Annotated in this window: 16 protein-coding genes; 4 read left to right on the plus strand and 12 right to left on the minus strand. The window is 43.4% G+C overall.

Going from position 1 to position 13,340, the window contains the following annotated elements; genetic code table 11:
* Positions 1-22 precede the first annotated feature (22 nt).
* From VF06_RS42960 to VF06_RS28155, 10 genes are all read right to left on the minus strand, one after another.
* Positions 23-151, minus strand: a complete 129-nt coding sequence (locus VF06_RS42960; RefSeq protein ID WP_257207571.1) for a hypothetical protein — start codon at positions 149-151, stop codon at positions 23-25.
* 121 nt (positions 152-272) lie between these two features.
* Entirely contained in the window at positions 273-1,013 is a 741-nt protein-coding gene (locus tag VF06_RS28115) for a hypothetical protein (RefSeq protein ID WP_099069305.1), read from the minus strand.
* A gap of 455 nt (positions 1,014-1,468) precedes the next feature.
* Positions 1,469-2,074, minus strand: a complete 606-nt coding sequence (locus VF06_RS28120; protein WP_099069306.1) for a YdcF family protein — start codon at positions 2,072-2,074, stop codon at positions 1,469-1,471.
* Between the two features lie 4 nt (positions 2,075-2,078).
* On the minus strand, positions 2,079-2,426 hold the full coding sequence (locus tag VF06_RS28125; RefSeq protein ID WP_099069307.1) for a hypothetical protein: 348 nt from the start codon (positions 2,424-2,426) through the stop codon (positions 2,079-2,081).
* A gap of 245 nt (positions 2,427-2,671) precedes the next feature.
* Positions 2,672-3,754, minus strand: coding sequence for a photosystem II q(b) protein (gene psbA, locus VF06_RS28130; RefSeq protein ID WP_099069308.1), 1,083 nt, complete (start codon positions 3,752-3,754; stop codon positions 2,672-2,674).
* 202 nt (positions 3,755-3,956) lie between these two features.
* Positions 3,957-4,328: a hypothetical protein gene (locus VF06_RS28135; protein ID WP_099069309.1), complete on the minus strand. Its 372-nt coding sequence runs from the start codon at positions 4,326-4,328 to the stop codon at positions 3,957-3,959.
* A gap of 16 nt (positions 4,329-4,344) precedes the next feature.
* Positions 4,345-5,307 (minus strand): hypothetical protein, encoded by a 963-nt coding sequence (locus tag VF06_RS43525; RefSeq protein ID WP_180267368.1) that lies wholly within the window; start codon positions 5,305-5,307, stop codon positions 4,345-4,347.
* On the minus strand, positions 5,249-6,076 hold the full coding sequence (locus VF06_RS43530; RefSeq protein ID WP_099069310.1) for a DNA cytosine methyltransferase: 828 nt from the start codon (positions 6,074-6,076) through the stop codon (positions 5,249-5,251). Before VF06_RS43530 ends, VF06_RS43525 begins: the two co-directional genes overlap by 59 nt.
* A gap of 262 nt (positions 6,077-6,338) precedes the next feature.
* Positions 6,339-7,688, minus strand: a complete 1,350-nt coding sequence (gene dnaB / locus VF06_RS28150; protein WP_099069311.1) for a replicative DNA helicase — start codon at positions 7,686-7,688, stop codon at positions 6,339-6,341.
* The gene (locus tag VF06_RS28155) at positions 7,678-8,658 is read right to left on the minus strand and encodes a winged helix DNA-binding protein (RefSeq protein ID WP_180267367.1); all 981 of its coding nucleotides are present in this window, start codon (positions 8,656-8,658) and stop codon (positions 7,678-7,680) included. The genes dnaB and VF06_RS28155 overlap by 11 nt, the downstream gene beginning before the upstream one ends.
* Before the next feature lie 47 nt (positions 8,659-8,705).
* Here VF06_RS28155 and VF06_RS28160 point away from each other — a divergent pair, with 47 nt between their 5' ends.
* Both VF06_RS28160 and VF06_RS28165 read left to right on the plus strand, forming a co-directional pair.
* Complete coding sequence (locus VF06_RS28160; RefSeq protein ID WP_099069312.1) at positions 8,706-9,188, plus strand: hypothetical protein; 483 nt, start codon at positions 8,706-8,708, stop codon at positions 9,186-9,188.
* 33 nt (positions 9,189-9,221) lie between these two features.
* Positions 9,222-9,485: a hypothetical protein gene (locus VF06_RS28165; protein WP_099069313.1), complete on the plus strand. Its 264-nt coding sequence runs from the start codon at positions 9,222-9,224 to the stop codon at positions 9,483-9,485.
* A gap of 481 nt (positions 9,486-9,966) precedes the next feature.
* Here the strand turns inward: VF06_RS28165 and VF06_RS39635 are convergent, their stop codons facing one another.
* Entirely contained in the window at positions 9,967-10,221 is a 255-nt protein-coding gene (locus VF06_RS39635) for a hypothetical protein (RefSeq protein WP_143861897.1), read from the minus strand.
* 603 nt (positions 10,222-10,824) lie between these two features.
* On the minus strand, positions 10,825-11,277 hold the full coding sequence (locus VF06_RS28170) for a hypothetical protein (RefSeq protein ID WP_099072945.1): 453 nt from the start codon (positions 11,275-11,277) through the stop codon (positions 10,825-10,827).
* Positions 11,278-11,411: 134 nt separating this feature from the next.
* Between VF06_RS28170 and VF06_RS28175 the strand changes: the two genes are divergently transcribed.
* Both VF06_RS28175 and VF06_RS28180 read left to right on the plus strand, forming a co-directional pair.
* Entirely contained in the window at positions 11,412-11,609 is a 198-nt protein-coding gene (locus VF06_RS28175) for a hypothetical protein (RefSeq protein ID WP_099072944.1), read from the plus strand.
* Positions 11,610-11,919: 310 nt separating this feature from the next.
* Positions 11,920-12,720, plus strand: coding sequence for an antirestriction protein ArdA (locus tag VF06_RS28180; RefSeq protein WP_099072943.1), 801 nt, complete (start codon positions 11,920-11,922; stop codon positions 12,718-12,720).
* Positions 12,721-13,340 lie beyond the last annotated feature (620 nt).

Here is a 13,340-nt window from a genome sequence, read left to right on the forward strand (position 1 = left end):
CTGATTATCCCCCAGAACTGAATCAAGTCAAGCTATTAAAGGGGGAGCGTAGGCGTAGCCCGCCTTCGGCATCGCTTTGCAGTAGGGCGATCGCCAACGCCTGAACTTTCCTTTTTTCCTCTAAGAAACTTTCGAGTATCCATTCACACAAACTATACTCATCTTAAGGAGCGACAGGCTAGCGATCGCCCCTCATCTGTTTTGTTTTTTAGTCAGGCGATCGCACCTATAAATGATTAACTGCGATGCATAAGTTGTTAGATTATTTCAGTTTATAGGGATTGTAGGACACCCTTTAACTTTTTTTTCAGAGCCAGCTTTTTCTTCAACACAGTCCCAAAAAATCCAAGTGTTACCATTCCTCCTATCATGTCAGGTTCAGGCACAGATTTTGATCCAATTGTCAAATTATCAATCTCTATGTAACCCTCAATGGTTGGCTGCCCACCTGCAAGTCCAATATTAAAACTCTTAATATTTGTATCAGATGTAATGCCAAAAAAGCTTTTGCCTGCTAATGAAAAATCTTGCTCAGTATTATCTCCAAAAGTTACATGAGCAAAGTAATCAGTGCTAACTAAAATATCAAAACCTGCGCCAAATACGCCAAGTGCATTCCCTACAGATGTTTGAGTAAAATCTAACAAGAAAGAACCGTTGCAACCAGTACAGTATCTGTGACCAGAGTCTCTTTCTACTATAAGGTTATACCCAGAGCCAGGTGGAAATCCAAAACCCTCAAATCCAGTTGTTGACTTATATTGTGTCTCATTAAACACACTACTCATGGAAGCATTGGTATGAATATCCAAGTCTAACTCGTTAAGAATATTACCCTGAAGATACCCAGAGCTTTCATAATCATCAACAATAAAAGTGTCCAGTTGGTTCTGAAAAGTTGTCTGGTCACTAAAAAGAGTGTATGCTTGCGTCTGTTGCATTCCTAATCCTAAGCTCAGAGCGATAAATGTTGCTCTAGCAGTGGACATAGATAAAATTTTCAAAGCACCCATAAACTTACTCTCACAGATTAAAACTTAAATCTTTTTCACATAAATCAAGTAATTTCTGATTGGAAATATACTATTAATAATTTATAAAAGTGAGTGTAACTCTTAGTTAATTTTTTTGAGATGGTAAGCAAGATTTTTAGAAAATCTTTAATTCTTTAAAAAAAGAAAATTAAGTGCATAAAAATATACTTTTGAAAATAATTTTTCTATCAAGTTTGAGCAGAGCTAGAAAATTTCGAGCGAATAAGCAAATATAGAAGCACATTTTGTGCGTGTAGACGCTTCCTCCGCTTATCGAGAGACATTGGACTGGTAAGTAAGGTAAGAAAGCCTTGCACAGTTGCTTGCTTCAACAGTGGGTGTAGGCGGATCGCTCGTTACTTTATCCACTTTCGCTCCTTTTGTGGGTACAAAAACAGCGATGCCTACGCACCAAATAATTATTAAGTTAGATGCTAGATTTTAAACACTAAGTAGACAAAGTAAAAATAAGTTTCTCGGCTCAAAAACTCCATTTGACTGTGAAAACTGCGATAGCGGGTAGTAGGTGTGGGAGACGAATGTGCATCCATTCCTAAGCCCCGTGCCATCAATACAGATCGCTTCATGTGCAATGGATCGCTAACAATAAGAAACTTGGTTAATTGGTGAGCATTCGCTACTTCCAAAGCATTTTTGAGGTTCTGGTGAGTTGTGCGAGATTGAGTTTCAGTGAGAATATCAGCAGCTTTTACCTGTTGCGCGAGTGCATAATTTTTTCCAACTATAGCTTCAGCTAGTTCATTACTCTCGCCAACTCCGCCAGTAAAAATGATCTTCTTAACAGATCCATTTTTATATAAGTTAATGGCGTGGTTAATTCGCTCCCTGAAAACAGGAGATGGTTCTTTTCCCCAAACTGCTGCTCCTAAAACAATTGCTGCATCTGCCTTGATATTATTTCTACTGCTGCTATATAAATAAATACTTGAGGCAGAAGAAGCGATCGCCAGCAACAAGGCAGATATCAAAGCCATCGTTACCAAAACTAACCATTTTTTGGGAATTTTGTAATTTAACATATTGCTATCCCTCCAAATACTCTGCCACTGCTGCCAAGTCTTCCATTGCTCGATTTAGGCGATTTAGCAAAGCTTGGGCTACTTCTGGTTGAGCGCTGAGAGTTTCTAGTTTTTCTCGAATATGACTGTCTAGGGCTTCTATCCACAATGACAATTCTGTATGACGAATTGCTGTTAGTAACCCCATATTTCTTAAAACAGCCAAATGAAATCCAAGTTGGTTTTGTCCGCCGTAGCCCAGATATCCGTCCCACAGTTCCAGCTTTTCTGGTGTAAATTCTTCATACTGCTCAAATGTAATTCCTGCTTTTTCTAATTGAGGTTGTGGCAGTGGAGGTTGTGAGTTAGTCATAATCTGCACAAGAAGTAATCTTACCCTTGCTTACTACTCTAAATTCTCTAGCGTATCCGAGGTACAAGTAGTGCGATGGCGTACCCGCCCACCGTAGGCATCGCCCTTCATCCTCTAAGAAACTGGAACTAAGGGGCGTAGTTTACCGCCTCCCTCCTATCACCCCACAACCCCTAATCATCGACACTAAAAAGCACCCCCCTTTTAAGGAGAGCGCCTTTGATTTTATTTGACTTAATTACTGATTAACCGTTGATAGCAGGAGCGGTTAGAGCCACAGGAGCAACATCACTTGCTGCCAAGTCTAAGGGGAAGTTGTGAGCGTTACGCTCGTGCATTACTTCCATACCCAAGTTAGCGCGGTTGATGATGTCAGCCCAGGTGTTGATTACGCGACCTTGAGAGTCGATGATGGACTGGTTGAAGTTGAAACCGTTGAGGTTGAAAGCCATTGTGCTTACACCCAAGGCGGTGAACCAGATGCCGATTACAGGCCATGCAGCTAAGAAGAAGTGCAAGGAACGGCTGTTGTTGAAGGAAGCGTATTGGAAGATTAGGCGACCGAAGTAACCGTGTGCTGCAACGATGTTGTAGGTTTCTTCTTCTTGACCGAATTTGTAACCGTAGTTTTGAGATTCGCTTTCGGTGGTTTCACGAACCAAGGAAGAAGTTACTAGTGAACCGTGCATTGCGGAGAACAAGCTTCCGCCGAATACACCAGCCACACCTAACATGTGGAAGGGGTGCATCAAGATGTTGTGTTCTGCTTGGAACACGATCATGAAGTTGAAGGTTCCGGAAATACCCAAGGGCATACCGTCAGAGAAGGAACCTTGTCCGATGGGGTAAATCAAGAATACTGCGGTTGCTGCTGCTACTGGAGCGGAGAATGCTAGGCAGATCCAAGGACGCATACCTAAGCGGTAAGATAGTTCCCACTCACGACCTAAGTAGCAGAATACGCCAATCAGGAAGTGGAAGATTACCAATTGGTAAGGGCCGCCGTTGTACAGCCATTCATCTAAAGATGCTGCTTCCCAAATTGGGTAGAAGTGCAAACCAATTGCGTTAGAAGATGGTACTACTGCTCCGGAGATGATGTTGTTTCCGTAGAGTAAGGAACCTGCTACTGGTTCGCGGATTCCATCGATGTCTACTGGAGGAGCTGCGATGAAGGCAATTACGAAGCAGGCGGTGGCGGCTAGCAGGGTGGGGATCATTAGTACGCCGAACCAGCCGATGTATAGGCGGTTGTTGGTGCTGGTTATCCAGTTGGCGAAGCGGCCCCATACGTTGGCGCTGGAGCGCTGTTGAATGGTTGCTGTCATGGTTTTATGATTGCGTTTGAATTTATGTATGTATCAGGCGGTTTTGTTTTTGCCTGTGAATGTAATTTACACTGCTTTACAAAAGTTAATCAAGTGCTAAGAATTTTGTAGAGTCAATAGAAATGATTAGCTTTACTTATTTAAGAGCTAGATGGGTGGAAAGATGCATAAGCGAGGAAAAAAGAGCGATCGCTAATTCCTTCTAATTTCCTGCCAAGAACACTTGGAATAGTTCTGATATTTTGGCTTTGAGTGCTGCAATCGCCTCTTCTAAAGTATCACTTGGGTCTGTATCAACTAAGTGGGCATCACCTACATCAGCACTTGACCACAGATAGCTGTGTAGTCCTATCGTTAAACATCCTTGCCACTTGTCTTCATGATTAGTATCAAGTGTAATGAAAAACCGCCGGGGTATTACTAGTTCTTCAGTTTTAATCACAAACTCTCCCCAAACAGAGAAGCCAAAATACTCCTCATTTTTTTCATTGTTATATTCCCAATCAGCTAAGTTGGGAAAAGCAGCTTGAACTTGCTCTAAAACTTGTTGGATTTCAGATTCGGTTAGTATCATCTCATCCTCTAAGAATTTATTTTTTAGCTTTCGCTCTACGAATAAAACCGACTATTTCTTCTAAACTAGCCTTTTCTCTCTGCATTGACTGAATCATAGGAACTGCCCCCACTGGAACAGAGCCAATACTGCGCCCTTTCCACTCCCCACCTATCTTTTCCTCCCAGTTAAAGCCCCAACGCCAATGAGTAGGGTTGTCAGGATTGCGGTGGCCGATTACACGGGGGTAAGAAGCGATCGCCCCACTTTTCAGCTTCTTATTCTCAATATATCTATACAAACAACCCTTGCGCTGTCTGCCTTTTGGCTTCTGCACAGCTTCCAGATGCGGCTCTGTTTCCTCTAAGAAATTTTCGGGTATTAGCTCATACCATCCTTTTTTTAAAGTAAGGTGCTTCTTTTCCTTGCCCTCACCAGCTGCTACGCTAATAGTTTCGCCATTAATGCCTGTTACTGTGGCAGTTTTACCTATCCAATGGCTGAGGTTTTGGGTACGAGTTTTGGTGATGCGGATGCGATTGCCAAGCCGTAATTGCTGTGTACGCTCGATAGAAGGACTGGGCGCATGAACAGACAGGCGAACGCCCGACAAAGATTCATCATCTATCTGTAATTGCTCTGTACGCTGCATATCTGGCTCCAGCCCGCACATACCACAGCCGCAACTTAAATAGATGTGCTGTAGTTCACAGCTGGGGCAGAGTACAAGTGGTTCTGATTTATCCTCTAAGAATTGGTCTATTAGGTGCTGAGGGGCGATCGCCAACCCACTAATTAATCGATCATCTCGTTCCCAGTTGTAAGTTATTTGTCCAGAATTAGGCCAGTCAACAACAAAGCCAAAGCCCAAATTATCCTTAATGATTCCTATTAATTCAGACTGGTCAATAATGTAAGTTCCAGCCTTAGCATTAGCTCTGCTAAGTGATGGCTGGTTCTCTACACAAGGAGTTGAGGTAGAGGATTCTATTAAGGGCAATGCTGGCAACTCTGGGGTCAAGCAGATTTCCTGCTGCCGCTCGTTGTTTTCTAACAATTGGGCTGCGGCTCGGCACTCCAAGGGGTCTAGCCAGTTCTGCGGGAGTCCGTACCACTCGCAGAGGATATCCGGGTTCAATACCTCGCCTTTTTGCAGCAATCCTAAATCCTTCAATCCACCCTCTTGCTTGGTCTGTCCAGGTGGCCGACTTTTCCCAGTCGATGACAAGGCTCCTGGAGACGGCAACCAGCAATACCCGCTCTCTAATGAAGGGAGCGGTACAGTGTCCGCTTCCGATAGTAAGCCATTCCGCATCGTACCCGATGGAGAAAAGGCGTTCCAAGATGTGTCTAAAATAAAGTTTGTTGTCTCCTGGTCTGTATGGACAGTTGAGCAAACCGGGGACATTCTCAATTGCTGCGAATTTGGGTTGCAATTGCTTAATACTGTCAAGGACGGCGGGGAAACAGTCTCGCTCGTCGTCGGCTCCAAGTCGTTGGCCTTCTGTTGAGAATGGGGGACAGGGGGGACTAGCTGTAATGATGTCAATCCTTCCTGGGTGCATATAGTATCCAAGTCTGCGTTCTGCACGTCTGGGGATTTCTCGCACATCGCCGTAGTTGTGTATGCCGGGATATCGCAGTTTGAGGATGCCTGAGCAGTATTCGTCAATTTCTGCGGTTCCAACAAGTTCAAATCCGAGTTGCAGCCCAGCGAGGCAGAATCCCGCGCCAACTCCTGAGCAGAGGTCAAGTTGTGTGAGTTGCATTCTGTCGCCTCCTCATCCTCGCTTGATTTTCGATAGTTCCAAGCCTGCATTTGTTTTGGGGTATATTCACTGCTAAGGCCGTTTTCCCAAGTGATAGTAATCTTTTTGTCTATGCTCGATACACGACCTAAACGATCGCCGCTTGCAATAATGCGATCGCCTACGGTAAAGCTTGCTACGCCTACCTTAAAATCGTCTACAAAATACTTACTCATATTTGTCAACGCACTTTTTTTGTATCAATAAATGCAGAGCAGTTTTGTTAACACGCCAAATTTTTGAACTGAGTAAACTGTGAATCAAACAGCAGTTTTATAATCCCTGTTGGGCCACCCCTATTTTTGGAAACAATTACTTCTGCAAGACCTCTATCAACAGTATCGGCATAATAATATTCATCCCGATAAAGAAGCAGTACTAAATCCGAATCTTCCTCAATTCGCCCTGATTCGCGTAAATCTGACATCATAGGACGCTTGATATTACGACTCTCCACACCACGATTCAACTGTGACAACATGACAATAGTTGTGTTGCACTCGCGTGCTAATTGCTTTAACTGTCTGGTGATTTTTCCGATTTGAAAAGCTAAGTTGAAAGTATCGCCGTCCGTTCCTTCCATTAGTTGTAGATAATCAATACCAACCATGCCAATACGACCGTATTGTGCAACAATTCGCTTAACTTTTGAACGAATTGAACTGACAGTTATCACAGGTGAATCATCAATATAAACAGATAACTCACTCAACCTACCGATTGATTGTGCTAAAGGTTCCCACTGGTGTTTGTTAATCTTGCCCTGCTGCAAATAGCTTGACTCAATTCTTGCATCTTGGGACAAAAACCTATCTCCCCATTCTTCTTTGGTCATTTCAAGGCTAAAAATAACAGTTGGTAATTTTTCAAGCTCAGAAATATTAAAGGCTAAATTCCCTAAAAACGATGATTTTCCCATTGCGGGGCGACCAGCAATTGTTATGAGCTTTCCTGGTTTAAATCCTCCTATCATTGCATCCAAATCATAAAACCCAGTTTTAACCCCAGGTGGTGATATACCCATACTTTTTTCTTCAATGCTGGAGTAGGCATTTATCAAGATTTCATTGAGGGGAGTTGGTTCAGATATCGATGAAATGGCACTATTATTTATCTCTAAAATTTTTGATTCAGCCATCTCTAATTGTTTGGCTATTTCTTCTTCTTGGTCGTGTGCTAAATGGTAAATCTCACTTGCTGCCTTAGCTAATTGGCGACGGTAATATTTTTCCATCACCAACTCGGCTAACACATCGATGTTCACAGCTGACACCGTGCGGTCTACCAAAGTTGCTAATTTATTTCTGCCACCAATACGCACAAGTATTTCGTGGTCAGTCAGCCAACTTGTAACTGAGAGCAAGTCTGTGGGTAGCCCAAGTGCGTGGAGCCTGAGTGCTGCTTGATAAATGTCTTTGTGAGCGCTGATGTAGAAAGCTTCACTCTTGAGGCGATCGCTAACTCGACTAATCGCTTCTGGATCTAGCAAAATACCGCCCAAAATCGCTTCTTCCGCCTCGATATTTTGGGGAGGCAGCTTGCTACTTTCACCAAAATTTAGATTAAGAGACATAACTTACTCTCGCTTTTGCTGAGTTTTCTGTGGGTATCGGGTTGCTTGCTAAAAATTCACGCACGTCCTCGCGGGCAGTTTTCGCCCAATTGAGCCAGCTACTGTAAAAGTCATCTTTTAAAAACTGTTCGAGCCTCGTCCTATCACCCGATTGAATAGCCCCGGAAACTAAAGCTTGCAGTTGTCCGTACCACATTTGATGCTGCGGTTCGCTGTAAGCTGCAAAATTGTACTTTTGGTTTTGATTTTCATTCTCATCACGGGTCAGGAGCCATTGCTCAGACAATTCCTCAAAGTTTTTCTCAATCCATTTGAGCGGTAATTGGACTGGGGGGTTTTTAAGTTCTGCTGCTTTTTTCTTACCAAATTGTAAAAAACTCTCTTTCTCGCCTTCTGAGAGAGAGTCTATAAAGTCTAAATAACTCTTATTAATCTTAGTGGTGCTGGAATCTTTGTCTGATGCGGCTTTCGGCTCGTGCTTGTTGCGTGGCGATCGCGCATGTTGCGTGGCGATCGCGCATGTTGCGTGGCGATCGCCTAAGTTGCCGTCAGGCAACAAAGTTGCCTCATCGCAACTTGTTGTCTCACTGCAACTTGTTGTCTCATCGCAACTTGTTGCCTCATCGCAACTTGTTGTCTCATCGCAACTTGTTGTCTCATTGCAACAATGCAAACCTTTGGTGAGGACATGAACCTTGACTTTAAGAAGCTCCATATCGACAAACCCCTTTTCATCCAACGCTTTGAGAGCGCGTCCTACTGTACTGCGGTGAACTGGCTTTTCTGGGGTAGATAAATCCTTGGCAATCCGCGCCGGCGATACTTCCATTCCGGTGCTGTATGGGTCGAGAGTGCGTAAGTAATACAACACATCCCTCTGTGCTGGTGTTAATTCCCGGCAGGCTCTTAGCCATTCTTCATGTTGGAGTGGATAAAATCGTCCCTGAATTTTGGTACTTGGTTGTGTCATAATTCTCTTAAATTGCAAAATCACAACGCCCCCCCTGTGTCACCAGGTTGGGGCTAATTTTTTGGGATATGGTGGGGTTTGGTAGGATTGAGTTAGTCAACCTCGCTCAAGTCTCAATTACACTGCCCTTTGTAATAGAATACAATTTCCTGCCCAAAATTGTACTTTTTTATGTAAAGATGGATTACAGAGAAGCTTTTGATCACACGCTCGAAAAGTTCGGCATCACCGCTAAGTCGCTAGCGCTCAAGAGTGGAGTGCAGGAGCGACAAATCAGCCACTTTAGAAACAAACAAAAAGACTTGATGGCTGGGAATCTTTTCAGCCTGATAGGGGCGCTGCCAACTGATGCTCAGATTTATTTTTTTTCCTGCGTCGCCAGTGAATCGATGCTAGAAACTGTTGACTTGCGATCGCTCGTTAAGTCCATGCCAGCGGCTCGTAAATCGGAAGTCCTTACCTTAATAGCAGACTCATTGCTAGAAAGCCGTGAAAATACGGACACAAATGGCTTGATATCAGCAGTATGATAGCTTTTTAGATGTTTTTGGTGCAAAAAATTGGTGGCAGATTCAGACAAACTACAAAAAGTCTTGAATATCTGTAATCACCTCTCAGCTGATGAGAAAGTCGAGGTAGTAAGACGGCTGGCGGGCGATTGCAGCTTATCAGTTGTCTTTGGCAACTATCTTCACACTGAGATGATCGATCAAATCAATAAGTTTTCTGACAACGAGTTAATGGCAGCAATGTTGAAGGCGATCGCTAAAAAAATTTCCTCTCAAGATTCCTCACAAGAATCTGAGAGGAACAAAAAAGGAGAGTAGCTTGATTCTTAGATGTAGCGAACTGCAAACATAAATCGTTAAAACTGCAAACAAGCCATTGCCGATGGGACGATAAGATTGCCGCGACTAGAACCATAATTTTGCCGCTTTAAAGGCTGTAATACTTATTGTTCGGTTCGAGCGTTCGCATTCTTTTTTGAGGCATTGGAACCATAAAATTGCCGGAAATCAAAATTGTCACCATAAGCTTGCCAAAAAAAGGTAATCTTAAGATTTGATTTTTAGTTGGGTGTAATATTCTCAAACCCTTATATTGTAAGGGTTTCAGCCTTAAGGGTTACTTCAATCCTACATTTTTAGTGGGGGTGGATTATGAATACTTTTATCGTCAAATGTATACCATGCAAGGATTATAGACATCGGAAGGATAATATTGCCAATGTCAATTGGAAGCATAAGCACGTAAAAACGGCAATATTATGGTTCCACCGACAATTGCCTTGTTTGCAGTTTGAAGCGTTTATGTTTGCAGTTCGCTACACCTAGCCTCGATGCGATCGCCCGGATAAATGAAATTCTTAGAGGATTTGTGAGGGGATTTATGAGGGGAGCGATCGCTTTCTAACAGCTGTTGCTTCGCTTTTAATCTTTGAAAATATAAGGATGCTTCGCAGTTGTTGTGCTTTTTGTCTGCTGCCAGTGAATTGATCGTGAAGTAGCAAAGACTTGGAAGCAGCAGCCAAAAAGCGGTGCAAAAAAAGCAGCGATTTCTCATTTTATCACCTCCACTCCGCTCCACTCCGTTCCGCTCCGTTCCGGTGATAGAAAGAAATCTTGGGCTGCTTTTTTTGCGGGAGGAAGAAATGCAGAGAGAGAAAAAGGAGAGGTAAAGGTATCTCAGCGGTTGTGTGCCATTTGCTACCTAGTCCTTGGTTTGGCGGTGTGCCGTTGGCGGCCTGTCACGGTGCGCTGGCGTTGCAGTCCCTCGGCTCGTGCCGGCTGCGCCGGCACTCGACACCCGCTTTTTACCTTGCTTTTAGCGAGTCGTCTTGCTATAATAGTTATTATTACAAGTTTTTCGTTATGCTTTCAGATATTTTTTCTAACTACACCTGCTTCGGTTTTTCTGGCTCTCGTTGCTGGCGTTTGTCTCCTGCTCCCCTGTCTGCCGCCGCCGCTGCTGTTCCTACTGGTTCTCGTGTCGTTGTTGGCTGTGCGCGTGGCGTTGACGAGTTCTTTCGTGATGCTTTCCCATCTGCCGAGGTTTTCAGTGTTGCGTCGGGTCAGTGGGGTGTGGGTCGCGGTGCTTTCGCTGCTCGGTCTGTTGCCTGCGTTCGCGCCGTTGCCAGTGGCGGCGGTTTGTGGGTGTCGTTCCCGTCTAGTCCTTGTCCTGTTGGTCTTGTTCCCTCGTCTTCTGGGTCGCGCTGCTTTTCCGGCTCCGGCTCTGGCTCGTGGGCTTCTCTTGCTTTTGCCCTTGGCTCTGGCCTGCCTTGCGTTGTGTTTTTGGGGTCGCTCCCTGTTCCTCCTGGTTGGGGTCTGTTTCCTCTGTCTGGCCTTCCTGGTTGGTTTGGTTGTGCGGCGGTTGTTGGCCAGCCGTCGCCAGTTCAGTTGTCTCTGTTTTAGTTTCGTTTAGTTGGGCGGCCTTGTGCTGCTCTATCTTCTCTGCGATCGCCTCACGTACAAATTCAGGGTAATCTTTCCCCAAACCTTTTAAATATCCCATCATTGACTCGGTTAGCTTCACAGTTAGCTTTTGGTTTAAAGGTTCTGGCCTATCAGTTTCAAACTTGTACTTTTTTCCGAAGTCGGGATTTCCCCCAGGTCTAGGCATAATAGCTCGTTTATAGTTGCTCTATTATAGTAAGTCGCCTCGCTATTATTTGCCAAAACTTTATATAAATTTTACCTATTATAGTTGGTCGTCCCGCTATAATATAAGAGTAAACAAAAAAAGGTATCCGACCAATGCAAGATACACAAGAATACGATTTGTACGAACTTGAGAAATTAAGAAAAGCCATTGATTTATTAATCCATCTTGAACAATCAGAAGATGAAAACTCTCTTAAATTAGATGATGCCAGAAATTCAGTAAGACGACGAATCAAGGGATTATCAATTGATTTAGGCATTCACAAAGAATTTATCAACGGCATTCATTAAGTAATTAATCTAATCTGCGATCGCACATATCAAGCGATCGCTTCCTTTTCCCTTCATTTAAAAGGTATCCGACCATGAAATTTAAAGCTGATTTGACCGACACAGAGGGCAGGCTAAGAATTGTTGAAATTGAATTCGCAGGAAAAATAAAAATAACTGACTGCGAACTTCGGCAGATTATTGCTAAAGAATTACCAGGATGGCGCTTACTTAGCTGGTGGTTTTAATCCTAAGAGCGATCGCTATCTGGAGGGCGATCGCTTACTCGCTTCAATTTTCCTCTAAGAATTTTTTAAGGTATCCGACCAATATGCAATTAGTTTTCAATTGCGAATCAGAAGCCTTAGCTGTAGCCGAGCAACTTTACAACGTGCAGCAGTTAGGCAAAATTTTAATTCCTGCTGAAAAAACAATTGACTATCAAGCTTTAGAACTGGCTGTTAATTTAGCAGGTGTGACTTTTCCTACTTTTAGTTTTCCCATAGTTAGCAGCTTAAAATGTCGCTTACCATTCCCCAGAGATGAGAGGGAATGCACAGATGAGAACACCCCTAAAATTTATGTGGCTTGCTTATCTGCTTATAACGCTGGGCATTTACACGGGCTTTGGATTGATGCAACCCAAGAAGCAGAAGAAATAGAAGATGATATCACATGGATGCTTTCATGGTCGCCAGTGGGAGATGATGAACCCTGCGAAGAATGGGCAATACATGATTATGAAAACTTCTCCGGCTTCTCATTAGGTGAGTATGAAAGTCTGCAATATATCAGCAAATTAGCCCAGGTACTAGATGATGCTGATGATGCTGATGCAATGGCAGCTTGGCTCAATTATGCAAAAGATCCAATTCACAATCCAGATATTCAAAAGTTAGCTGAAGAATTTAGTAGTTACTATTGCGGTCACTGGGAATCAGAAAGAGATTTTGTTTTAAAATCTGACGAAATTGAACAAATGTATAATTGGTCAGAATTTGAGAAAAAATTTCAATTTTGGTCACAGCATATTGATTGGGATTCTGTAGCCCGTGAGCTATTTATACAAGGCTACGATTCGGTAAAAGCTTCACCTCATGGCGTTTATGTTTTTCGTGAATATTACGGTTAGTTAATCTTTTTGCGATCGCTTGATATGTGCGATTGCTCCCAACCTATGAGAGTTTACGATTCAACATTACTCAGCACGCGAAAGGTTTACGACATTGGAGGGACTTTTTACAGATTCCTTTATCAAGTTCCAGACAATACTAACTACATTTCACACCCACAATTTAAATTTCGCCCGCTCCCAAGACAACGCAAAAGGGCTGATTTAATTATTGGCCATAAAAAACTAACCTCAACTTGCTATGAGGTTCCAGGGGCTACCATTCACAGCTACATCAGCAAAGAATACATTCAATTATCAATTTTTGATTTACTACCATGAAAAATAAAAAGCAAAAACAGCAACAAAGCCGCGTGGAACAAATTAATGACCTGATTGCAGAGATTGGTGCGATTCGTTGATTAGTGAATCACGGTAATCAGTCCGTATATAACTAATCCAGTCCGACAGCAGATTACTGTCACTAAGGGGCTGAACTCTCGGTCAGATGCAAGTGCAAGCCTTGCCATTCAGACTCAGAATTGACTCCTTACCTGCCCACACCGAACAAGCTCGGTTCTTGTAGAGTGAAGCTGGGAACAGGGTGCAATCAGACAGCCGTTGCGGGCTGACACTGGCGC

This window comes from Nostoc linckia z4 (genome assembly GCF_002608075.1).
Taxonomy (GTDB): domain Bacteria; phylum Cyanobacteriota; class Cyanobacteriia; order Cyanobacteriales; family Nostocaceae; genus Nostoc; species Nostoc linckia.